Consider the following 23,223-nt stretch of genomic DNA (forward strand, 5'->3'; position numbering starts at 1 on the left):
AGACCCCGGCGTGCCACGAGGCCGACAGAGCGAACGTGGACGCGAACGTCGGGTGCAGTCAGTACCCGACTGCCATATCCGGGCCGCGTTCGATCCCCAGCTCGGGGACGAACGCGACCTCGTTGGTGCGGTCGGGTCGGCGTTCGATGTTGAGCATCTCGGTCACCGACCGGGGATGACCACTCATCGCAGCACCGATTGCCGACAGCAACTCTTGGTTGAGCTGGTTCATATCGACGGGGGAGAGCGGCGGGGCCACCTCGTCGTCGCCGTTGACCGGGCCGATCGCGGAGGCGATGCCTCGGCCGGCCGTCTCGAGTACGGACCCGAGTTTGTCCAGTTCGGTCCGGGCATCCACCGCGGCTTCCTCGTTGACGCTGTCGGTCTGCGCTCCCGGGGTTTGTTCCTCGCTGCTGGATGCCACGTCGTGGGAGACCGAGGTTGGCTCGTCGGCGGTGAGGTGTTCGCGGGACAGGTCGGCGAGCTTGTCGAAGGGGGGCAGGCTTCTGACCGCGACGTAGCTCAGTGCCAGGGCGCCGGCTGCGTCGAAGGCGCGCTTGTCGGTGTCGTGGTCGGCGGCGGCACGTTCGCTCATGCGCCGGTCGATCTCCTGCGGGGGCATCTGGGCCTGGACGTACCGGGTTTGTTCCTGCCGGTACTGCTGGGCACGCCTCGCGTCGAGTCGGGCTGCGTTGTCCTGCGCGAGCTTCTCCCACCTGCGGGCTGCGGCGGAGTTCTCGCCGCCGAAGTGTCGCGCTGTCGCGGCGGCGGCGAGGATCTGCACGGTCGTCTGCGTTCCCGGCGATCCGCGGAATGCGCCGAGGATGGTCTGCATCGGCTGCGGTCGGGGAGCGAGCCGGCCGTGGCTGCGTTCGGTTTCGACCTTGCGGATGAAGGCCGCGACATCGACCACATCCTGTCGGGCCCGGACCGGTGCCGGCCTGGGTCGTGGTTGTTGCCGTGTACCGGATGCGGTCGCTGGTGGATCGATGTGTGCGGCGGTGCCCTCGGACGAGCGGGGGCGGCTGCGGCGGAAGCGGCGGGTGCGTTCGGTGTCAGCCATCGGCGGGTGTCCTCGTTGTTCTCGACGTTGTTCTCGACTCGGAGCGAGCGGGGGTCGGCATCACATCTCCACGTCGGGGCCGGACTCACGCTGCGGGTGGTCCAGCTCGGAGTGTGGGGTCGCCGACGGTGGTGGTGTCGGTTCGGGGCGGGTCCGGTGTGACTCGGTCGGTGTTCCCCCCTGGTCGCGTCGGGCGATTTCGGTGTCGATCTGGCCGAGGATCGTTTGTTCGGCGCGCAGTCCTTCTTCGAGTCGGGTGATGCGGTCGGTGACCCGGCCGATCGCCTGGTTGTCGATGGCGCGGGCACGGTCGTGGCGGGCAGCTGCGGCCCGGTTGAACTGTGCGGAGCGTTCGATGATCGGCCAGTCCCGCTCCGGCGGCGCTGCGGCTTCAGTCTGCGACACCGCAGCGGTCGCGGCGGTGAGCTGCTGCGTGGTCGCATCCGGGGAGTTGCGCAGTGCGTCGAGGTGGGCGCGGGCAGCGCGCACGGCCTGGATCTGCCGAGACTGGAGTTCGACGTCGGCGACCCGTTGATCGACCGCCGAGACGGCCGAGTCGGTGCCGCTGACGCGGGCGAGTTCCTGCTTGGCCAGGGCCAGCAACCGTCGATCCTCCCCGAGACGTTGGACGCTGGATCGGCGCGCAGCACTGAGTTCGGCGTCGGTGTAGCGGGCATACGGGGAGGCCGGCTGCGCCGATCCCCGTCGCGTCGACGGCGGTGCGGTCAACCGTTCGAGGCGGGAGGCGATCGCCTCGCGGCGACCACCGCTCAGGTAGGCGAGTGGGTCGTGCTCGTCGTCGGGAGCCCCGGCGAGCACCCGCGAGACGGCGATCTCGCGCACGGTCGTGTTCCACAGTTGCACCCGGCGCGGATCGTCTCCGGGCGTGCCGACGGCGGCGAGCCACGGGGCACTGCGTTCGATCGCGGTAGTGGTGTAGGAGTCGATGAACGCGTGCATCTGCTGCTGCTGGGCGCGGGCGTAAACGGCGAGGATCGGGTCCATCTGCGCGGCGGCGTCGGACAGGGCGGGCACCTTGTAGCGCGCCACCTCATCGTTCCGGGTGCGCGGCAGAGTGGGTCCGTCGGTGGGGGAGATGCGGTCCTTCAATGCCGTGGCCAGGACACGGCCGGGGGCGTTCTTCCCGTCATCGAGATCTCCGGCCGTGCCCTGCTCCCGCATGACTGCAATCGCGTCGCGCAGCAGCCCCGTGGTGTCCCACCCGAAGGTCTCCGATTGCGCGACGCAAGTGACGATCGTGTCCCAGCCGCCGAGGTCGTGCACCCACGCGAACTGCCGCTCGGTGAGCATCTCGCCCAGGACCCTTTCGGTGTAGTCCTCGTACAGGGCGCCCACCGCGAGGTGGTAGGTGCGGGTCAGGCGCTGCCAGGACGCCGCTTCGCGCTGCTGGTCCTCGATCATCTGATGGACGGTGCGCTGCGAGCCGTCGCGGGCGACGATCGTGCGCAACAGGCCGAGCGCACCGGGGTGCTCGTCGGGCCGGTGCTCGAAGTCCCAGTCGGGCAGCTCATCCTGGGCGGCGTAGACGAGGTTGGTGTTCTTCCCGCGCGTCATCGCCACATACAGCGACTGCCGGTCCATGTTCGACGCGGCCAACACGTGGCAGCTACCGACGGTCATGCCCTGGGAGCGGTGCACGGTGGTGGCGTAGCCGAGGTGCACGTTGTCGGTGAGGTAGTCGGCGGCGACGGTGACCTCGCCGCCGCTGATGTTGTTACGCAACCGCAGTGAGCCGTCGTCGCCGATCGCGGCGACGGTCCACAGGTCACCGTTCTTCACCCTGCCGGCCCTCGTGCCGTCGGCGTGCTTGACGACGTACTTGGAATTGTTCTTGCGGGTGACCACCACGTCCCCGACCGCTGCTTCGAGTCCATCGGCGAGCACGATGCCGGGACCGGACACGACGCCGTTGGCCCGGTAGTAGCCGGCGGCCTTCTCGTTGAGTGCGCGCACCAGGTCGTTGGTCGGCGCGACCATCAACGCGACCCGGCCGGCTTCGACGTCGGCGACATAGGCGTCGAACACCATGTCCGCCAGCTCGTGCGCCATGCCCTCGCGGATGCGGTCGTTCTCGCTGTACCAGTCCAGGGCCTGCGCATCACCGGAGCGCAGCAGCAGGCTCGCGTCGGCCTCGCCGTCGGTGGCGAAGCGGTGCACCCTCTCCAGGAACGGTGCGCCCGTGCGCTCGGCCAGATCGCGCAGCACGCCACCGGCTTCGACGGAGGCGAGCTGCTGCGGATCGCCGAGCAGTCGCACCACGGCCCCGGCGTCGGTGGCGATCTTCGTCAGGTCCGCGAGGTCGCGGGCCGAGGCCATGCCCGCCTCGTCCACCAGCAGCAGACTGTTCCTCTCGATGCCGGTCGGGATGCCGGCCCGGTGGCGGGTGAGCACCTCGGCGATGGTGCGGCCCTGCACCTCGATCTCCTCCCCGAGCACCTCCGCGGCCCGGGCCGACGGACCCAGGGCGACGACCTTTCCGTTGACGGTCTCCCAGGCACGGGCGATCACGGTCGCGGCGGTGGTCTTGCCGGCGCCGGCCGCACCGACCGCGACGGCGACCCGCTTCCGTGCGGTGAGGAAGTGTTCGATCATCGCGATCTGGTCGGCCCCGAGGCAATGCCCGGACCTGCGCTCGGCGCGCCGCATCTGTCTGCGGATCACGAAGTCGGAAACGGTGCGATCGTCGTCCAGGTCGGCCTGGTCGCGCATGAACGCCTCGGCGTCGAGGACCGCTTGCGCGGTGTAGCGCATGTGCGCCCGGTCGACGTCCTGCATCCGAATCAGACCGCGTTCGACCCGCTCACCGATCCGCTCCGGGGCGTGGTAGACCTCGGTGAAGGTCGGCAGGCAGTAGTCCCGCAACGCCAGTTCCAACGCACCGTCGTGGGCGGCGCGCAGGTCGGCGTCGGAGGCGAAACTGTACTCGCGCAGTCGGCGCTCGATCTCGGCGGTGAGCGAGAAGACGGTCCACGACCCGGCCTTACGCGAGAGCGTGTCGGTGACGTCCTGCACGAGAGCCGGGATGTTCTCGGGCGCGAACACCGGCCGAGTGTCGCGCTCGTTCTGCACCGAGTCCACGAGCTGGTGCGGATCGTTGCCGGCGAGCAGGGCCTCGGCGCGCTGACGCCATTCGGTCCGCAATTCGGCAAGCGAACGCGGCGGGTTCTTGGCGTTGCGGGTATCGAGGGTGGCCTGTTGCGCCTGGGCGTACTGCACCGTCTTCGGCGGATTCCTGCCGTACCTGTCCTTGTACTCGCGGGCGAGTTCTTCCTGCCGTGCCTCGATCGCGGAGCGGCGGGAGAACTCATCGATCAGCGTCAGCGGGATGCCCTCGACCTCGTAGACCGGCTGTTTTCCGACCGGGGTGTCGGGTCGGGGAGCGAAGGTGACCCCGAGCGTGCGGGCCACCAGATCGGCGACGCGGGTGTTGTACTTCTCCGACGCCGCGACATTCGCCTTGTACAGCACCGACCCGTCGATGGTCGTCCACTTTCCCTCGGCGAGCACCCGATTGAGGATCGCGCTGTGGGTGTGCAGGTTCGGATCCCCGGCGCGGTTGTCGAAGTGATCGAACCGGGCGATCAGCAGTCCCTCGGCCTTGACCTTGTGCACCCCGCCGGCGCCGCGGCGGGTGTAGATCACCTCGTCCTCGATCCACGCCAGCGCCTCATCCACGGCCTGCCTGTGCGCCTGCTCCACGGCGGCCTTCACCCGTTCGTCGCCGAGACCCCACAGCAGCGAAATCGACTTCATCGGGGTGAACACCAGGTCGTAGCCGGCCACCGGCTGACGCACCTTGCCGTACTGCTCGACGGCGAACGCGAGCACCTCGGCGTCGCCGAACAGGTCCGCATTCTCGCCCCGCTCGCGCCGCAGATGGGTGCGGGCGGTGGAGAGTTGGATCGCGCGCTTGGCCTCGGTATCGGGATAATCGCCGTGTTGCGCCTTGTACGCGGTGCAGCGTTCCTCGACGTCGTTGACGTACTCCTGGCTCTGCTGGAACCACGAAAACGACCGACCGAGAGCGGTGCTTGCGGACCAGTCGAGGCGCTCCGCAAGCGTCGACCCCGTCCCCGGCCGGGTCGCGAAGGCGTTCGGGGTGCGGGCGGCCCCGAACACCGATCGCATCGCGTCCTCGGTGACTTCCGTGCCGACCTCGACACCGACCTTCTCGGCCAACTTGCCGCACCACACCCCCGGCGGGGTGCCCTTGGCGACGTAGTAGTCGACCGCATCGGCCTTGCGGGTCTCGGTCGCATCGCCGGCCGCCACATGCTTGGTCAGATAGACATAGCCGTCCCCCGCTTGGAGCTTGTGGACGGTCATCACGGGAGGTGATCATGCCACGTGGCAGCTTTAGTGCATGAGGTGTGTAGAAGTTTTGGGGCTGACCACAGGTCAGCCCCAGCGTGCCCAGAACCTCGACGGTTCTGGGCACGTGACGGGACTGCCGACGGGGGCAATAGGGGAGGGGTCCGGCGGGAAGAGAGACCAGAGTTGTGAATTGACACGACGACACGGCTGCCGAGTGGGAAGCCGTCCGGAACCGCGGCGAGCCGATACACTCGCGGGCCATGGCCACGTCTTCGAAGGCGGCAGCGCGCCGCTCCCTGCGCCCGCACACCACCCCGAACGTGCGCGAGAACCTCCGGCGCGAGAAAGAGCGGTTCCTCGCACGCCAGGCCGAACTCGAATCATTGGCGGCTCCGATCAACGATGCTGCGGCGAAGCTGGCGAAGCTCGACGCAGTGCTCGAGTCCCGGGCGGCCACGCCGCAGCGCAAGATCGAGCAGCTGGAGAAGGCGCGCGATCGGCGCATCGCGAAGATTCAGCAGGAGTACGCCACCAAGATCGAGGCCGTGCAGGCCGAAGCGAAATCGGCCGGCACCCACCTGACCCCGGAAGAGCAGCAGCAGGAATTGTCGCTGCTGCGTGAGTACGCGTCGGCGATCGTGGCGTTCAGCGAGAATGCGTCGGCGGGCGAACTGGCGCCGCTGCTGGGCGTGAGCACTCGGGAAGCGAAGAAGATCATCGGCCAGGCCAAGGATGACCTGGCCGCGTCCGGTGTCGTCGCCTCACCTGCGACGCCCGCCCCGGCGCCTGCCATCGACGACAAGCAGCCGGTGACCGCAGCGTCATGACCCGGCGCCGATTATGAGAGCCGACAGCGAGCCATCGCTCGACTTCGGCTTCCCGGATGTCGAGGTCGAGTACGTCGCCCTGGAGGCGTCGGAGCATCCGCGGCAGGGCCGGAGGGTGGACAACGCGTTGCGGCCGTCGACGGCGAACGTGGCGGCGTTCTGGGCGAAGGGCGTCACGTCCCCGACGTGTTGGTACTGGGTCGGGGCGATCAGCGCGCCCGACGGGTACGGGCGGTTCAACTTCCAACGCGCCAACCGGCAACGCACGATGCTCGCGCATCGCTTCGCGGTGGAACTGGTGCACGGGCCTCTCGACCCGGATGTGGTGTGCGAGCACCAGTGCAACGAGCCGCGTCTATAGGGCGCTACCGTTGGCGGCCATAACTGCTCTCACCCCCCGTCCATCGAGTTTGGCGAACGGGAGGTTCTCGTCGATGGAGAGCGCGGCGGCCACTCCTGCGGCGTGTCCGTATTCGAAGCACTGGGCCGTGACCCGGGCCGAGGCGAGCGCTTCGTGCTCGGCGCTGAGGCATCGGCCGGCGACGATGATGTTCTCACCAGTCAGAGGAACCAGGGACAGGTAGGGAACGTCGTAATAGTCGTCGAGGAGCCAATGCAGGTTCGAGCCTTTGCTGTCGTGCAGTTCGATGGGCCAGGGGACTCGGCAGATGCCGTCCTCGCGTTTACGTGCCTGTAGTACGTCGTCGTTTCGGAGGGTTTCGTGCCCGACGATGCTGCGGGTCTGTCTGATTCCCACCTCGATGCCGGTGTCCTCCAGATAGCTCGATGCGCAACCGGGAATGTGTGCGCGGAAGAAGTCGGCGTAGGCGCGTGCCTGCAGTCGTCCCACGACCTCGCCTTCGGTGAAGTCCTCGGGATCGATGACATTGAGTGCTCGGCCGTCCCTGCCGTCGATGCGGGTTGCGTTGACCATCAGTTCGTTCGGTCGCGGGGTGCGGAAGACCCAGATCTTCGAGCGAGGCAGGTTCGCACCTGCGGTGCGCTGCTGTTCGATCAGCGCGGTTACCTCCGGGGGACAGATGGTGTCCGGTCCGTAGTAGCGCTCGAACTCGTCAATGTCGACGTCGGCAAGCCGGAAGAACATTGTCGGGTTCTGGATGCGTCCGTCGGCACCGAAGTAGTAGGCGCCGTTGGCGCGGGCGACAACCGCCGCGTCGCCGGAGGCGTCGATGGTGCGCTGCGCGAGGACGACGCTGCGGCCGGCGTTGGATTCGAGTACCGCCCCGGCGTATCGGTCACCGTCCATGACGACTCCGGCGACCGCTGTATGAAACAGGATGCGGACCCCGGCGTCCTCGAGAAACGCATCGGCCACCTCGGTCCACATGTGCGGATCGTGTGCACTGGTGAAGGTCTTGCCGTACAGCTGAGGATCGGTCAGACCTCCTCGGGCAGCGAGGGCGGCGCGGAATCGTTCGGTGAATCCGTACACCACCTGCTCCGGCTGCTGCGGATGCGCAGTGGCGTAGTACATGCCGCAGATCGTGCCCGACATCCCGGCGACGGCGGCTCCCCCCGCGAAACCGTACTTTTCGACGAGGATGACGCTCTTCCCCGCTTCGGCGGCGGTGGTGGCGGCAGCGACGCCGGCAGCCCCGGCACCGACAACGAGTACGTCGACCTCGGCGAGCACGGGAAGATCGTTCTGTGGTGGATAGATCGCGGGGAGGGCCCAAGAGGGCGCCACACCGGAAGCGGTCGTACTCATGGAGGACAACACCTTTCGTCTGTTCGGTGGTCGCTCGGCGACAATCCGCGAGCGAGGTCGGGCCTCGGCTGTCAGTGCGTGCCCTGGCGGAGCAGATAGCGCTGGACCTTGCCGCTGGAGGTTTTCGGTAGCTCCGCAACGAAGTGGACACTGCGTGGATAGGCGTGAGCAGCGAACTTCGTCTTCACCAAGATCTGGAGTTCCTTTTCGAGCTCGTCGGAGCTCTCGGTGCCCTGGTGGAGCACGACGAATGCCTCGAGCACCTCGCCGCGCAGGTCGTCGGGTGCGGCGACGACGGCGGCTTCGACGACACTCGGGTGCATCACGAGCACGCTCTCGACGTCGAAGGGGCCGATGCGGTAGCCGGCCATGATGATCACGTCGTCGTCTCGGGCGGAGAAGAAGAATCGACCGTTCTCGTCGGTGTGCCCGGCGTCGCCGGTGAGATACCAGTGGCCGTCGGGAGTGAAGCGTTGTGCGGTCTTCTCCGGGGCGTCGGTGTAGCCGGTAAACCACATCAACGGGCTGTTGCGCACATCGATCGCTACTCGTCCCGGAGCCCGCGGTGGTGCCGGTGTATCGGAGTCGGTGTCGAGGACGGCGCACTGCCAGCCCGGCAGCACCGCTCCCATGGAGCCCTCGTGGACCTCGTCACGAAGAGCGTCCGCCCACGCGTTGGCGATGAACATTCCGTGTTCGGTCTGGCCGTAGTGATCCCGCACGACAACATTGAGATGGGTTCGGGACCAGGCGATGACGTCGGGAGTCAGCGGTTCTCCCGCCGAGGAGGCGCACCGCAGCCGTAGTGTTGCGGGAATCGCGGTGGGGTCGGCCAGCAAACTGCGGTAGACGGTGGGTGCGGCAGTGAAGTTGGTGACGCCGAAGCGTTCCATCACCTGCCAGACCAAAGGTGCAGAGAATCCGGCGTGCAACAGGATGCTGCGAGTTCCGGCGGCAAGCGGGCCGAGAATCGCGTAGTACAGCCCGTAGGCCCATCCGGGGTCGGCTGCATTCCAGAACACGTCGTCCTTGCGGACATCGAGACCGAACTCCAGGTAGGCGTGAAACGAGGCAAGCGCTCGCAGCGGAACCGGAACGCCTTTCGGGGAACCGGTGGTCCCGCTGGTGAACAGCTGCACCAGCGTTCCGCCGCCGCCGACGACAGCCGCCGTCTGCGGGATGTTCACATCGTCGTAGGCCGCTACGAGGCCCGCCAGATCGGGCACGCCGGTGTCGTCGGACGCACCTGAGACCACGACCCGCCACGGCGGTGAGGCAGGAATGTCGTCACCGACGGTGAGCTTGTGCAGCTGGTCGGCGTCGCAGATGATGACCTTCGTGTCGCTGGCGTGGAGTCGATCGGCGATCGCCGGAGAGGCGAAGGCAGTGAACAGCGGGACATGGATCGCGCCCCGACGCCAGATACCCAACAAGGCCACGACGAGGTCGGCCGATTTACCCGTCAACGTCGCGACGTGGTCGCCGGGCCCGACACCGAGTTCAGACAGTGCCGCTGCGAACTTCGTGGACTGATCGCGAAGCTGTCCATAGGTCAGATCGGTGGAAGACAAGTCGGGTTCGACGACGGTGAACGCGACGTCGTCGGCCGGATGCCGGTCGCACAAGAGTGTCGCGGCGCACGCGGTCGATGTGTCGTAGTGGTTCAACAGCTCGTGCACGCGTGCTGCAGGATCGGTGATCATGGGGGTACTCCTTGGGCCTGGGTGATCCGGCCGACGAGGTCCCGGCGGCAAGGACAACTCAGCGGGTGGGCACCGAGTTCGTGTTCTGTGCCGCGGCTTCTTCGACGGGGAAGTCCTCGATCAGATCGCTCGGCCTCAGCAGTACCAGCGCGACGACCGATACGAGTCCGGTCAGCGCGAAGAAGTATGCGGGAGAGGTGATGCTGTCAGTTTGCGAGATCAAGTAGGTGGCGATGAACGGGGCGCTGCCTCCGAAGATTGCTGTTGCCAGGTTATAGCCGAGCGCGACACCGGTGGTGCGGATGCGGGTGGGCAGCAGTTCGGTGATCAGAGCGGTCGTAGAGGAGTTGAACAGTCCGAAGAACACCGCCACAGTGATCAGCAAGGCCAGGAAGACCGGACGTGATCCGTGGTCTGCCGCGATGAACATGGCGACCATCGCCACGGTGGCTGCGATACCCACCGGCAACAGGAACTGTCGTCGTCCTATCCGGTCGGACATCATCGCGCCGAACGGCATTACCGCGGAGACCAGTAGACCGGCGCCGAGGATCCACCAGAACACATCGCCGCTACTGAAGTTCAGGTTCTTCGTCAGGAAGCTGCTCATATAGGTCAGCACGAGGTAGAAGATCGAGCTGTGGAGGGTGCACACACCCAGCACCAGCAAGACAGGACGGACGTATCCACGCAGTTCACGTACGGGTGTCCGCGATGCCTCGTTACGCTCGGTGATGGCCTGGAACTCCGGGCTTTCTTCCAGCTTCAACCGGATGATCAGGGCGATCACGCCGAGTGGTCCCGAGAGCAGGAAAGGGATTCGCCAGGCGCCGTCGTACATCTGCTCGGTCCCGAGAGCGAACGTCATGCCGTTGGCGATGCCGGCGCCCAGTAGCAAACCGAAGATGGCGACCACCTGCGACCAGCAGGTGGCGAAGGCACGCTTCTTGGGGCGGGCGAACTCGGACAAGAAAGCGGCGACGGTCCCGTACTCGCCTCCGGCCGAAAGCCCTTGGAACAGGCGCGCCAAGACGAGCAGGATCGGTGCGGCGATCCCGATGGTGGCGTGGCTGGGTATCAGGCCGATCATGCACGTTGCGGTCGACATCATGACCAGCGCGACGACCAAGGCGGTTCGTCTACCCACCCGATCGGCGAGCGGCCCGAGGATCAGGCCACCGATGGGACGTGCGAAGAAACTCAAGGCGAAGACCGCGAAACTGCCGAGCAGATTTGTCAGGGGGTCGTCGGAGGCGAAAAACGCGGCGCCGACGTAGATGGCAAGGAATCCGTAGACGCCATAGTCGTACCACTCGATGAGATGCCCGCTGATCGCTCCGGCGAACGCTCTGCGCGTGCGTTTCTGGTCGAGAGCTGGGTTCATATCCGTGCGCCTTCCTCGGGCTGGATGTCGCTGGGCGCCCCCACGCCACGCAGCGGTTCTATATTTGTAATATTCCGAAAATATATCAGCAGACGGTGTGTGGCAAGAGTCACCTTCGTTCTCGGCGGGAAGCGTTGCACATCCCGAAGGTCGCGCCGGGGGCGTTTCGATCGTGGACTCGGCGGAGGTGTCGGACCGAACAAACCAGCGCTGACGCTGAAGGATTCGCATCGGCAAATGGTTGCCCTGGAGGCCGGATCCTTCTATATTGCTGATATGCCGACAATATATCTAATGTTCGCGAAGCGAGCCGTGCCCCTCGTTTCGGAAGGAAACCGACCGTGACCACAGGAGCAGGAGCGCTGTCCGGGATCCGTGTCGTCGACCTGTCCCGACTCTCACCCGGCCCGTACGGCAGCATGCTGCTGGCCGACCTCGGCGCCGACGTCGTCGTCGTGGGAGGAGGTCGATCCGGGCTTCCCGTGCCAGCCTTCGGACGCGGCAAGGAATTCGTCACCCTCGACCTCAAGAGCGAGGACGGGTACACGGCCCTGCTGGACCTCGTCCGAGACGCCGATGTCTTCCTCGAAGGCTTCCGTCCGGGAGTGGCCGATCGCCTCGGTATCGGATTCGATGCCTTGTCCGAACTCAACCCCAAGCTCGTGTACTGCAGCGTCACCGGCTACGGACAGACCGGCGCACTCGCCGCCCGTGCCGGTCACGACATCAACTACCTTGCCGTCAGCGGCGCCTTGGGAGCCTTCGGCCCTCCCGACAGACCGCCCATCCCTCCGCTGAACGTGCTGGCCGACTTCGCCGGCGGAGGCATGCTGGCCGCCTTCGGTATCGTCACTGCACTGTACGAACGGGAGCGGTCCGGCCGTGGTCAGTACATCGATGCGGCCATGATCGACGGGGTCATGTCCTTGATGGCCATGCCCTTCTCGGACTGGCAGCACCCGACGTTCCCCAGCCGCGGCGACGGTGTTCTGGCAGGAACGATGCCCGCGTACCGCTGCTACGAGTGTGCAGACGGCCGCTATGTCGCGGTCGGCGCCCTCGAAGACGCCTTCTTCGAACGACTGTGGACAACCCTGGAGCTGGGTGAGATACCCAACCAGTTCGACCGGGAGTGCTGGCCGAAGATCGAAGCCGCGCTGACGGACGCGTTCGCGACGCGAGCTCGAGACGAGTGGAGCGCGGTGTTCTCGGGCGTCGATGCTTGCGTAACACCGGTACTCGCCCCCGACGAACTCGCCACCCACCCCCTGGTGGCGGGTCGACACCCGGATTTCCGCCTCGATGCGGTACCGGCCGTTCCGGTGTTGTCCCGCACCCCGGCCACCCGCAGTGACATCTCGATGCAGGACACCACCGAGGCCTCGTTGGTCCGTCGCGGCGTCGATGCCGATCTCGCCGCCCGTGTGGCCGCAGTCGAACACGAAGGGCCGGCGGGTCTGAGCTGGCCGCCCATGTAACTCCCTCTCTCTCCGCGCGTCCAGGCACCGACCCCATACACCACAAGTTAGGGAACAACCATGAGCACCGAACTACAGGACTTCAGAGCTATGATGCAAGAACTCGCCTCCACCCAGGTGGCGCCGTTCGCACGCGACGTCGATGAACAGGAACGGTTCCCCGGGGAGGCGTGGCAGGCGCTCTGCGCCGCGGACCTGCCGGGACTCGCCCACCCCACCGAATTGGGAGGCAGCGACGGTAATCTCGCTGCGCAAGCGATCGCTGTCGAAGAAATCTCGGCTGCGTGCGCATCGACTGCGATGGTCCTTCTGGTCAACTGGGCCGGCACCTGCACCGTCATCCACCGAGGATCCGACGAACTCAAGAAGATGATCGTCCCGGACGTGTCCACCGGTACCGTCGGAGCCGGATGGTGTCTGACCGAGCCCACCGGTGGCTCGGATCTGTCCGGAATCCGCACGAAAGCGCGACGGGATGGCTCCGACTGGGTGCTCAACGGCCAGAAGCGCTTCATCAGCAATGCCGGTTGGGGCGACTGGTTCGCTGTGCTCTCCCGCAGCGGCGACGACAACGAGTTCGGCGTCTTCATGGTCCACAAGGACGACCCCGGCCTGAGCTTCGGTCCGGCCGAGAAGAAGATGGGGCTCCGCGGAAGCCCCACCGCCGACGTCATCCTCGAAGACTGCCGGATCCCCGCCGAACGAGTCGTCGGTGACCCCACCCAGGGATACCGGTACATCATCGACGAACTCAATGGCAGCCGCGCCTTGATCGCGGCCCAGGCCCTCGGTCTGGCCAAGGGCGCACTGCGCACGGCGATCGAGTACACCGCCGAGCGGCAACAGTTCGGGGTCTCGTTGTCCACTTTCCAGATGGTGCGCGCCATGGTCGCCGATGCCGCAATCCGCGTCGAGTCCGCCAGCGCGCTGCTCTACAAAGCCATCGATGCGATCGAGAACAGCGATCCCCGCGCTCGCTCCCTGGTCTCGATGGCCAAGGTGCTGTGCAGCGATAACGCCATGGCCGTGACGACCGACGCCGTGCAACTTCTCGGCGGCTACGGCTTCACCCGTGAATACCCCGTGGAGCGAATGATGCGCGACGCCAAAGTCACCCAGATCTACGAAGGCAGCAACCAGATCCAGCGCCTGGTGATCTCCAAGGGCCTCTATAAGGGAGAAGCGCTCTCATGACCGGGCCCCTCGACGGCATGCTCGTCATCGATATGACCGAGGTCATGCAGGGTCCGCTGGCGGCCCAGATCCTCGGTGATTACGGCGCCGACGTGATCAAGATCGAGCGTGGCGGCGGAGACCTCATGCGCGGTCTCGACCGCGATGCCATCGCCGCAGGGGAGATGTCCGCGTACTTCACCGCCGTCAACCGCAACAAGCGCAGCATCCAGCTCGATCTCAAGCACCCCGAAGGCCAGGAAATCCTGCACCGGTTGCTCGAACGCGCCGATGTTCTCGTCCACAGCTACCGTCCGGATGCGGTCCGGCGGTTGAACGTGGCCTACGACGATCTCGCGGAACGGTATCCCCGGCTTGTCTACGCATCGGCATCCGGCTGGGGCGAGACCGGCCCCCTGACGCACAAGGCCGGTCAGGACATACTCGCCCAGTCGTTCAGCGGCATGGCACGTGCGGTGGCCGACCCCGCAGCGCTGGCCGAGTTCAATCCCGTGGCCACCACGGATTTCGCTTCCGGTATGAGCCTCGCCCAAGGAGTCCTCGCAGCCTTGATCGAACGCGGACGCACCGGCCACGGTCAGCACGTCAGTGTCAACCTGCTCGACACCGCGATCGCCCAACAGATGCTCGAGGCCGCCTCACTGATGATGTACGGGCGCGAACTGAACTGGGTGCAACAGTGGTGGAGCGGCATCTTCGAAACCACCGACGGTTTCGTCACCGTGCTCGGATTCTTCCGCGAGAACGCGATCGGCCTCGCCTGCAAAGCCCTCGATCTTCCGGATCTGTCCCAGCACGAGGACTTCGATACCACTGCCAAACAAGCTGCCAACCGAGACCGCGCGCACGAGTACCTCGCGCCGCATGTCAAAGGCCTGACCACGGCTGCAGCTGTCGAGCTCTTCGATTCGGTGGACCTGCTGTGTGCACCGCTTCTGACGCTCGAGCAAGCGCTCACCGAACAGCAGGTCATCCTCAACAACCGGACGGTCACCGTGGAGGTTCCGGGACAGGGAGAGCTGGATATCATCGGACATCCCGTTCACATGTCCGGCTCTGCTCCGCAGCGTCGGCACACCGTGCCACTCCCGGGCCAGCACAGCGACGAGATCTTGAGCGAGCTCGGGTTCGGCGAGCAGGATGTCGCATCACTTCGCCAAGGACGCGTTGTGAGATGATCAACGATACATCAGCCGTATGCCAGACAGGGGTGAAACGCACTTCGTCCGGCCGAGCGCGGGAGGGACCGATGACGCCCAACAAGTCGGCTCAGGCGTACGACGTGCTGGAACGAATGGTCATCTTCCAAGAGCTCCCGGCCGGCGCGATGGTGTCCGAAGCAGAACTGATGGACAAATCCGGTTTCGGCCGCACACCCCTGCGGGAAGCGCTCCAGCGCCTCTCACGTGACAATCTCGTGCAGGTCGTGCCGCGGCGAGGGATCCTGGTTCCTCCCATCTCGGTCGAATCGCAGCTCAAACTTCTGGAGACACGCCGGCCCCTCGAAGAGATGGCCGCGACCCTCGCCGCCTCGCGTGCACGACCGGAGCAGCGCTCCGCCGCGCTGCAGCGCGCGAAAGAGTTCGAGTCCTTCACCGGTCGGGACCTGCACGAATTCGAACGTGTCCTGCGAGCAGGACACGAACTGGTGGCCGAATCGGCCCAGAACCAGTTTCTGGAAAACGCCATGGCACCACTACAGGGCCTGTCACGACGATACTGGTTCGCCCATCTTCGGACCGATCCCGACGACGTCGCCATCGCAATCGATCGCCACAGTGAACTTCTCACGGCAATCGGAGAGCAAGACCGCGAGCGAGCTGCAGCGGCAGCCCGATCTCTGATCGACTATCTCACCGAATTCGCCTATGCCTCGGTGAGCGCCCCCCTCTGAGCACTCGCACTTGGAGAACCCAGAAGTCTGTAGGTGCGATGAGCACACTGCTCGTCGCACCTACAGAGTGTGTGATTGCGGTGGAGTCCCCTGTTCGACACTCATAGACGAACCTGGCGATCATCAACCACCAAGATCTGAAACATGATCGATGCGGAGCCCTATGCGGCACGGCTGTGACCCCATCACTGCACTGGTGACTTCTGTTTCTGTGTGCAACCGGGTCGTAACCGGCCGCACCGACACGCCACGTCGACACCCTGGTCACCGACTACGACCTCGACTGGGCACGAGAACTGCTCGCGACCGTCCCGGGGCTGAGCACCACCGGCGCGGAGAACATCCTGGCCGAGACCGGTGTGGACATGACCGCGTTCGAGACGCCGGCACATCTGGCGTCCTGGACGGGTCATCGCACCACCGATGGCGGACGTCACGGGTTCGCGTCTTCTGCAACTCGTGACCGTCCATGATGGATAATAATGGTTATCCATGAATGAAGTACGTGAAGGGTGCGAGCTTGACGGTGGTGTCGTTGCCGAAAGACGGCCCCGGCACATCGATGACGAAGGCTTCTACGCCACACACCTCGACCGCACCGGGAGCCCGCTCACTCATCGGGCTGAAGGGCTATGTCTCGAACTTACCTGCGTCCGTGATGGATTCACGCGACCTCATCGCGAAATATCATGATCTGTGGCATGTGGAGCAGTCGTTTCGGATGTCGAAAACCGATCTGCGGGCTCGGCCGATGTTCCATCGCACCCGCGATGCGATCGAGGCGCACCTGACTATCGTGTTCGCCGCGCTGGCCGTCGCCCGTGAACTTCAGGACCGCACCGGGTTGGCGATCGGCAATGTCGTCAAGCAGCTACGGCCGTTGCGGACCTCCACGATCGTCATCAACGGGGCCACCGAGTCGTTCCCACCGCAGATCCCGGCCGCGCAGCAAAAAATTCTCGCGGACCTCGGCTTCGCGGGGTACTAAAAATGTCCTAAGTCGGGCGACCGGGACCCCACCGTGGAAGAGCTGGGCAGACCAGCGGTCACCGCATGCCCGCAACTGCCCCATACATCTACTCGTTCTGCTGGAACGGGCTTCGGCATCACGTCGCTGGATTCAGGCCTAGATCAAGCTGGCTTCGGCGACTCTTGCGACTATAGGGCGTCCGCTCACCGGGCCCGATCCCGGTTCAGGGCACGAGCAGTCCGACTAGCCGATTGTGCTTGAGCCCATGAAATGGGCAATCAGACTTCTCTGCTGCTCTGCCGCACGTTCTGTGGCTCGACCCGAGCAGCCGACGGAAATAACGGCCCGACACTATTTAGAGCTGCAGGGAAAATATGTTCCGACCTTGTAGTGAACGGTTTGGCACCCCGGGATGTGATTCGAATGGGGAGGATATAAGCAGGCTGCATATACTCCTGCGCATGTTCCCACCCGAGTTCATAGTAAGCTAGCCGTGCCTCCTCAACCACCATGGTGCCATCCTCTGAATGTCCCCACGTCGACTCCAAATCGTCGAGAGCAACCTGCAGTGGCTGGAACTCGGACACAGCTTGTTTGTCACCCAACGCGCGCCAGAGCCGGTCAACTCCAGTGAGCACACCGCGGTGATCTATGTAAACAACAATTTTTCCGCCCGGTCCTTCTACCGGCACGCCGTCTATGACACGCTGAAAGGCGACTCCGAGATCGATGACCCTTTCCTCAGCGTAGTCGGCGGCCCGGTCCGTCACCCCAACATGAAGCCGCGTCACTTTAAGAAGTCGAAGCTCGCGCTGATCTGCCAGTTCAAGCTCGCGGACATACTTCATTGCTAGCTCGACGCCCGTTTCATCTGTGATCTCAAGATGAGATTCGCCGTCGTCGACTTGCCATATCGCGCGATTGCGGTAGCACCAGCCTCCAGAACCACGGAAGACGCGAACCTCAAGGCTTCCCTGTGTGATCGCAAGCCATTCCGGATGCCGGTGAAGGACAGTCACCTGCCTTCCGCCACTCAGCCCGAAACGCTCGGCTATCTCAATTGTAACTTCTTCGCTGAACGCTGCTGGCTGCAGAGCAAAGATGCTCATCTCTGCTGGATGCGGCGGCGGCAACATGTAGTTTGTCATCTGAGGTGCTCCCTCTAGCCCCGCCACTTCCACGCGAGCCAATTTGTCGACCTGACCTCGACGTCTCGATACCCAAGGGTTTCGTTCTCGCGCCGGTTAATCGCATCTTCTCGACTGACCCCGGCGGCAATAGCGATTGGTCGATTGACCTCATCGGCGTGATGCCAAGCATAGGAGCATTCGAGCCACGCGTTTGCCAGCGGCCGACCAGCGGAAACGGCATTGGCAAATGCGATACCTCGTCCCCTCTCCGCAGGTCCCACGTGCTGGAGTCCGATGAATCCAAACACGAGGTGAACGCCCTGCATCGGTCGTGACCAAACGTCGACGATGTGACGAGGTTCCGTATTCAGTACGATGTCGCAAGAATCGATCACAAACCATTTCAGCATCCGCGATCCAAGACGCCATCGCTCGGAGCTCGACAGGCAGTAGGTATGCTGGGAAGCAAATGCGATGAATAGCTTGTTTATCAAGTCTTCTTGGAGAAATTGCCCGCCGTGCGACGCATAATAGCAGAAGTGCACATTGTCACTCCAGTTAAGCGCATCACCACCGAAATCGTTGTGACGAAAATCGTCTGCCCAGGCGTTGTTCTCGCCCCAGGCGAACACTTGCTGGTGTCCGTTGGCACCCATCGCTAGGTAGAAGCCCCATGCAATATCATCTACGTACCGCAGTGTCGGATTCTGACACTGGGAGATAGGCTCCTCGGTGCTGCTGACAGTGAGCGGAAACTTCGTTATCCACTCGACTCCGATGCGAACCATAGCCGCGACCTCCTTGGCCAGATGGGTGCACGAGTGCTAGCGTACCTCTTGAATCCCAAAACCAACCATACCTCCGCATCTGTCTAGGACGGATGCTAACAACATGGATGGGTTGCGAAGGACAGTGAAACACTCCAGGATTCCTGTTGCTGCTGTAACGACTACGCCGGTCGCATTCGCCGGAGGCGTGGTAGCGGTCCTTCTCGCAATGCGCTTCGGTCGGCGTGGAACGAAAGGCACGCCGACGAGTTTGGAACCGCCACGATTCGATGGTCCTAGGGTCGGAGTCCAGCGTCCTGTCCCCCTTACCTTTAGAACAGTCGAACCATTCCTGACTTGGCTGGCGTCAGTGCCTGTTTCTGAGGCGCAGCTCATTCGGGAGACGATCGCTGAAGCTCGCGGTGATACGTTGCTCCCGGGTGCACTGATGACTCGATTGTTCGAATTGCCCGCTCGCGACTTCGGGAGTCATTCACTCCTGCTTTCCGTTCTGGGTGAACTCAGAAAGGATGAGGTGCTTGACGGCCTCGTTGACTTCATCAGCCTCCCTCCGGAGAGCATATTCCCGTCGAATCCGCGTCAACCGGATCAAGGGGACGCGACGACGTATCCGGACGACGCGAGTGCGCTGCAGGCCCGGGCGGTGGAGATGCTGGCGTTCTTGAGAACGGCGAAAGCATTCGGAAAAGTTCTAGAGATCGCCGGAAGACACCCATCCAAAGGGGTAAGGATTGCCGCGCTAGATGCATTTGTCTTCAATCATGACGACAGCGCCGAGGCACTTGAAGCTGCGAGGGCGGCCGCCCGACCGGATGAGGTCAAGTTCGTCGGGTTGGCACGTCTTGAACGGAATTCAGACCCGCGTGAGTTCGATGCCAAAGTCCGCGCCTTTTACGAGCACTATCCGGAAGAACTTCCCAAGTCACCGATCATTCATCCAGAGTGCGGGCAGGCACCTGCCAAGCACCCACAACCTAGGAATGCCGGCAACGGGGGAGGCGAGACCTCATGATCGAAAACCCTCCGGTTGTCGGAGAATTTCCCGTCTGCGCCACAGGGGCAGGGATCGAAGAAACCGCCGTACAAGCCCTTTACGGATGCTGGCGCGACCTATTTATATGGGTATGGCAGACTTACAATCTCAGCCACTACACATGGAAGTTTGCGGGATATAACGACGCTTGCAATCTCACTCTCCCCTTTGGAAAGGTTGTCAATGCCGCTTTCCTGATTAACTACGCCTTGTCGGACAATCACTCCCTACAATGGCACTCCACTGAGGATTACCGCAACAGTTCTTGCGCAGCAGATAACCGGTTTCACGCTTCGTTCTACCTGCAGTTGGCCCAGTCAGATCCCGAAGGCGCTCTCGCTAAAGCCCGGAATATGGGATTTTTCCGGCAGAATAGAACCCGTCTTTTCTGCAGTCTGTTTGACTTCGGATCGACATCAGATTCTCCAAGCCAACGCGCACAGACGTTGGTGCACGAGTCCTGGCATCACTGGCAATACGCGCACAATTTCGTTTCGAAGCATCCCAAGTGTGGATCGCCATCCCGAGATTGTGATTTTTACTACTTTCACCGAGTCGGAGCATTTGAGTTCGGGCAGCTGGATCGCTATGATACCGATCCGGCCCGTCTGTTGTTTCACTCGCCCTATCAGTTGGGCGTAGAATTCTCCGCAGATCTAGCGGAAATGTCAAATCTATGGGTTCCCGGGATTGTGACACAGAGTGCGCGGATTCGAGGCAATGCGGCCCTTTCTAGCCGGTTCGTAAATTCACCCGGTTATGTAATTGGAAATCCAAGACCATTTTAATATATGTGCGCCTGATATCTATATCAGCGCACCTGAGACTGTTTATCAACTAGTTAAAGGGATGGGCTCACACGGAAAGGCGCTGTGGTTATGAATTGGATTTTACGACAGCCGCAGCCGAAGATTATTCTTCGCTTACCCCGTCGGTTCGTGAAGTCCCCCATGGGGCTCGGTGACCTGATCAAGAAGGGCGCCTCTGCTGTTGGTGTTCCGCCCTGTGGAGGGTGTCAACGACGAGCTACTGGTCTGAACCGATTGATCGGTCTCGCTCATAGAGGATTGCCTCGCGAAGACCCCTGGTCCAGCAGCTGAGCTACAACTGCATGACTGAGCCAAGGCTCGACAGGGCTCGCGCACCGGGACTTCCCCGAACCGATTAGGACGCTGTGGTCGCCAAACTCACGTTCCGCGACGTCAGCGCTTTGCGTCAAGTCTGAAGGAACACAGTACTGACTCTGAGGGAACAGAGTACTGACCTGGGGTAAGTGCCCCTTCACCTGACCGGAAAATGCCGAAGGTGAGTGGCAGGCGATAGCATCCGGCGTAGCTTGCGGAGCCGGATCAGCGTGTGAAGGTGTGCGGTGGTGTTAGGCAGCGGGCGCGACGGTGACCCGGTAGCCGAGGGCGGCGAGCTGGGCGATGTGGCTGCGAAGCTTGCGTTCGGTGTCGATGTGGCGGGTGTGGTAGTCGGCGCCGAGGTCGCAGAACCGGGCGTTTGCATCGATCAGCAGATGCCAGACCACGACGAGGATGGAGCGGGCAACGGTGCCGTCGAACACCGGCGTCAGGTCCACGATCACGGTGACATACCCGTCGCCGGCCGCACCACGGGTGTGAGCCCAGCGATGCTCGTCGACCCCGATCACCCGCACCGACTCCAGGCGGGAGGTGTCGGTGGTGATCAGCGTCGTGGTGGCCCAGGTCGCGATCGCGTTGACCGTGTCCCACGACGGACCGAGCTCCCGGGCGATCGCCGCGATCGAGGTGCGGTCGATCATCAACTGGCGCAGGATGTGCCGGGCGCAGCGTCGGGTGGTCGACCAGCCGGGACGCGCCAGACGATCGGTGTTGTGTCGGAACACCTCCCGCTCACACGATGCGCTCTCGCACCGGTAGCGGGGCACCCGCACCCGTAGCTGCAGCGGGTGGCCGGCCACCGGCAGATCCGTCACCGTGCGCACGACCGTGTCCCGGTACGCCCCTGCCTGGCTGCAGCTCGGGCACCGGTCGGGTCCGTCGACCAACAGATCGCAGAACACGACGGTGACCTCGCCGTCGACGGCGGCGTCGGTGATCGTGACCCCGAGTTCGATGGTGCGCATGATCGTGTCGGCGACGATCGACGCGGGCAGGGAAGTAGGCTCGGACACTGGGCTCCCGGTGTGGTCGCGATGTGTGGCGTAGGAACCTTCATCTTCGACCGCCCGGGGCCCTTCTCACGGCAACGACACCAGCGTCAACCTCGGATCTTCACGCCCTCTCCTGCACTCCATTTCCGGAAGAGCCCTGAAACCGCAGATCAGCGGGCACACGACTTTGCCGGGGCCCTGGCTCAGACCCAAGGGAAAGTCGGCGTCGGCAGGCGACCCGACCCCATTTTCACGCCTGCGAGGCGTCCCCGGGAGGGATAGGTGGCTGACTTGCACCAGCTGAGCTGATTTGCGGGGTAGTCGCGGACATTTGTGCAGGTAGCGGCGGTGCGTGTTCGGCCTGAGTTAGGACATTTCGTTTAGTGTCCCGTTTCGAAGCCGGCGGCGGGATGAGTCAACGTGGACTATTGACTTCCCCTGCGTGGTGGGGAATCCTTATTTGGGGAGCGTGGACAATGCGTTCGTACCTTTGTCGGATATCCGCGAGACGTATTGGATACAATGTATTTCGTTACTTCCTATACGAGGATCCGTGACTTCCCATCGTGACGCATGAGGGGCGCAATGACTACCGAAATCCGCTGGGCACGCACCCTTGCCGCACCGGCCGGGGAGGACCTCAATGGGTCACCTCCCACTAACGTGCTTGGCGAACCGAACGCATACACCTACGCAATTCATGATGCGACTCCGTCAATCACGGTGAAGGACTTCGGGTGCAGCTATAAGGGCTTGGCCGGTCTGTTGGGCTCGGCATTTGCTGGCGACAAGGTAGACCTCGACGCTTTCAAGAACGCAGATGTGCTTGCCTTTGAGCATAACGGAGATTCTCCAGCTCCGTCCGGTGGCTGGGAGAGTTGCGAGTGGAAGTTCAGTGACAGTGAAAACTCGCTTGTAGTTAGATGGGACGCTGGGACATCTGCCCCACGCGATGCCCACGTGGTGGCAAACGGAAGCATCAGAGGGGATGAATTCTGTGCGTTCTTTAACGTGCCCGAGTCGGACTTGTTGCAGGTAAACACCGGAGTTGACTCCGCCAAGAAGGCAGTGGTTTCTTTCCTGCTCTTCAAGGTTCGACCTGAGATACACGTACACGACGAATCATTCGAAGTCGCCATCAATCTGACCGTAACCTCGCCCGATGTAGACGCCATCGGTGTATTGGTACATGAAACGGCTCTCGAAATGAGCTGACAAAGAACGAGTTCCATGCTGCCTCCGTCATGCAGCACTCTCACGCCCATCTCTGCTGGCACAAGACTCCACCCTGCAGAGCGAATGCGATGGGAGGGGGTCTCACAACGTTCGGTTGCCGTAAAATACTTTTGCCGCGATCTGCACCGCTGTCGCTCCCGAAGCGGTCCGAACTTTACGGATATACGCGGCCACAACCTGCGATCCTACCGGCCGATTAATGCCCCATATCGCCGACCATCGACGCCACTACCAGTGCAAACGTCAGCTGATGCCGGAAATTCCCCTCAGCCTGTGCAAGTCAGGCGAGCCGCACACCGAACGCGGCCGGCGCCACCGCCGG

General features: G+C 63.6%; 15 protein-coding genes and 3 pseudogenes. 10 read left to right on the forward strand and 8 right to left on the reverse strand.

The genetic code is table 11. The features are described 5' to 3' along the window. Positions 1-58: 58 nt before the first annotated feature. Together G6038_RS09730 and mobF are read right to left on the reverse strand one after the other, a co-directional pair. Positions 59-913 (reverse strand): hypothetical protein, encoded by an 855-nt coding sequence (locus G6038_RS09730; RefSeq protein WP_346772786.1) that lies wholly within the window; start codon positions 911-913, stop codon positions 59-61. Positions 914-1,123: 210 nt separating this feature from the next. Continuing rightward, a complete protein-coding gene (gene mobF, locus G6038_RS09735; RefSeq protein ID WP_165037474.1) occupies positions 1,124-5,410 on the reverse strand; it encodes a MobF family relaxase in 4,287 nt (1,428 codons plus the stop codon). Positions 5,411-5,658: 248 nt separating this feature from the next. Here mobF and G6038_RS09740 point away from each other — a divergent pair, with 248 nt between their 5' ends. Continuing rightward, a complete protein-coding gene (locus G6038_RS09740; RefSeq protein ID WP_165037475.1) occupies positions 5,659-6,225 on the forward strand; it encodes a hypothetical protein in 567 nt (188 codons plus the stop codon). Between the two features lie 13 nt (positions 6,226-6,238). Then, positions 6,239-6,577: pseudogene (locus tag G6038_RS09745) on the forward strand (hypothetical protein); the annotation flags it as partial. Between the two features lie 3 nt (positions 6,578-6,580). Here G6038_RS09745 and G6038_RS09750 read toward each other — a convergent pair. The 3 genes from G6038_RS09750 to G6038_RS09760 all read right to left on the reverse strand — a co-directional run bounded on the left by G6038_RS09750 (position 6,581) and on the right by G6038_RS09760 (position 11,041). Then, positions 6,581-7,954, reverse strand: a complete 1,374-nt coding sequence (locus tag G6038_RS09750) for an FAD-dependent oxidoreductase (RefSeq protein WP_165037476.1) — start codon at positions 7,952-7,954, stop codon at positions 6,581-6,583. 71 nt (positions 7,955-8,025) lie between these two features. After that, positions 8,026-9,657 carry an AMP-binding protein gene (locus G6038_RS09755; RefSeq protein ID WP_165037477.1) on the reverse strand — a complete coding sequence of 544 codons (1,632 nt, stop codon included), beginning with the start codon at positions 9,655-9,657 and terminating at the stop codon, positions 8,026-8,028. A gap of 58 nt (positions 9,658-9,715) precedes the next feature. Further along, positions 9,716-11,041 carry an MFS transporter gene (locus tag G6038_RS09760; RefSeq protein WP_165037478.1) on the reverse strand — a complete coding sequence of 442 codons (1,326 nt, stop codon included), beginning with the start codon at positions 11,039-11,041 and terminating at the stop codon, positions 9,716-9,718. 341 nt (positions 11,042-11,382) lie between these two features. Between G6038_RS09760 and G6038_RS09765 the strand changes: the two genes are divergently transcribed. The 6 genes and pseudogenes from G6038_RS09765 to G6038_RS09790 form a co-directional block, all read left to right on the forward strand. After that, positions 11,383-12,519, forward strand: coding sequence for a CaiB/BaiF CoA-transferase family protein (locus G6038_RS09765; RefSeq protein WP_346772787.1), 1,137 nt, complete (start codon positions 11,383-11,385; stop codon positions 12,517-12,519). 60 nt (positions 12,520-12,579) lie between these two features. Further along, a complete protein-coding gene (locus tag G6038_RS09770) occupies positions 12,580-13,713 on the forward strand; it encodes an acyl-CoA dehydrogenase family protein (RefSeq protein WP_165037479.1) in 1,134 nt (377 codons plus the stop codon). Further along, positions 13,710-14,891, forward strand: a complete 1,182-nt coding sequence (locus tag G6038_RS09775) for a CaiB/BaiF CoA-transferase family protein (protein WP_165037480.1) — start codon at positions 13,710-13,712, stop codon at positions 14,889-14,891. Before G6038_RS09770 ends, G6038_RS09775 begins: the two co-directional genes overlap by 4 nt. A 71-nt stretch (positions 14,892-14,962) precedes the next feature. Next, a complete protein-coding gene (locus G6038_RS09780) occupies positions 14,963-15,607 on the forward strand; it encodes a GntR family transcriptional regulator (protein WP_165037481.1) in 645 nt (214 codons plus the stop codon). A 284-nt stretch (positions 15,608-15,891) separates the two neighbouring features. Beyond that, a pseudogene (locus G6038_RS31250) lies at positions 15,892-16,017 on the forward strand (transposase); the annotation flags it as partial. 194 nt (positions 16,018-16,211) lie between these two features. Next, positions 16,212-16,595 (forward strand): annotated as a pseudogene (locus G6038_RS09790) (transposase); the annotation flags it as partial. 260 nt (positions 16,596-16,855) lie between these two features. On the opposite strand, the gene G6038_RS09795 reads toward G6038_RS09790, so the two are convergent. Further along, positions 16,856-17,725: a hypothetical protein gene (locus tag G6038_RS09795; RefSeq protein WP_165037482.1), complete on the reverse strand. Its 870-nt coding sequence runs from the start codon at positions 17,723-17,725 to the stop codon at positions 16,856-16,858. 14 nt (positions 17,726-17,739) lie between these two features. Beyond that, on the reverse strand, positions 17,740-18,495 hold the full coding sequence (locus G6038_RS09800) for a DUF6345 domain-containing protein (RefSeq protein ID WP_165037483.1): 756 nt from the start codon (positions 18,493-18,495) through the stop codon (positions 17,740-17,742). 427 nt (positions 18,496-18,922) lie between these two features. On the opposite strand from G6038_RS09800, the gene G6038_RS09805 reads away from it, so the two are divergent. Continuing rightward, complete coding sequence (locus G6038_RS09805) at positions 18,923-19,507, forward strand: hypothetical protein (RefSeq protein WP_165037484.1); 585 nt, start codon at positions 18,923-18,925, stop codon at positions 19,505-19,507. A gap of 1,396 nt (positions 19,508-20,903) precedes the next feature. On the opposite strand, the gene G6038_RS09810 is transcribed toward G6038_RS09805, so the two are convergent. Beyond that, positions 20,904-21,686 (reverse strand): transposase family protein, encoded by a 783-nt coding sequence (locus G6038_RS09810; RefSeq protein ID WP_346772788.1) that lies wholly within the window; start codon positions 21,684-21,686, stop codon positions 20,904-20,906. A 564-nt stretch (positions 21,687-22,250) separates the two neighbouring features. Here G6038_RS09810 and G6038_RS09815 point away from each other — a divergent pair. After that, positions 22,251-22,880 carry a hypothetical protein gene (locus G6038_RS09815; RefSeq protein WP_165037485.1) on the forward strand — a complete coding sequence of 210 codons (630 nt, stop codon included), beginning with the start codon at positions 22,251-22,253 and terminating at the stop codon, positions 22,878-22,880. Positions 22,881-23,223 lie beyond the last annotated feature (343 nt).

The sequence above is a fragment of the Rhodococcus sp. 14C212 genome, from assembly GCF_011058195.1.
GTDB classification, from domain to species: domain Bacteria; phylum Actinomycetota; class Actinomycetes; order Mycobacteriales; family Mycobacteriaceae; genus Rhodococcus; species Rhodococcus aetherivorans.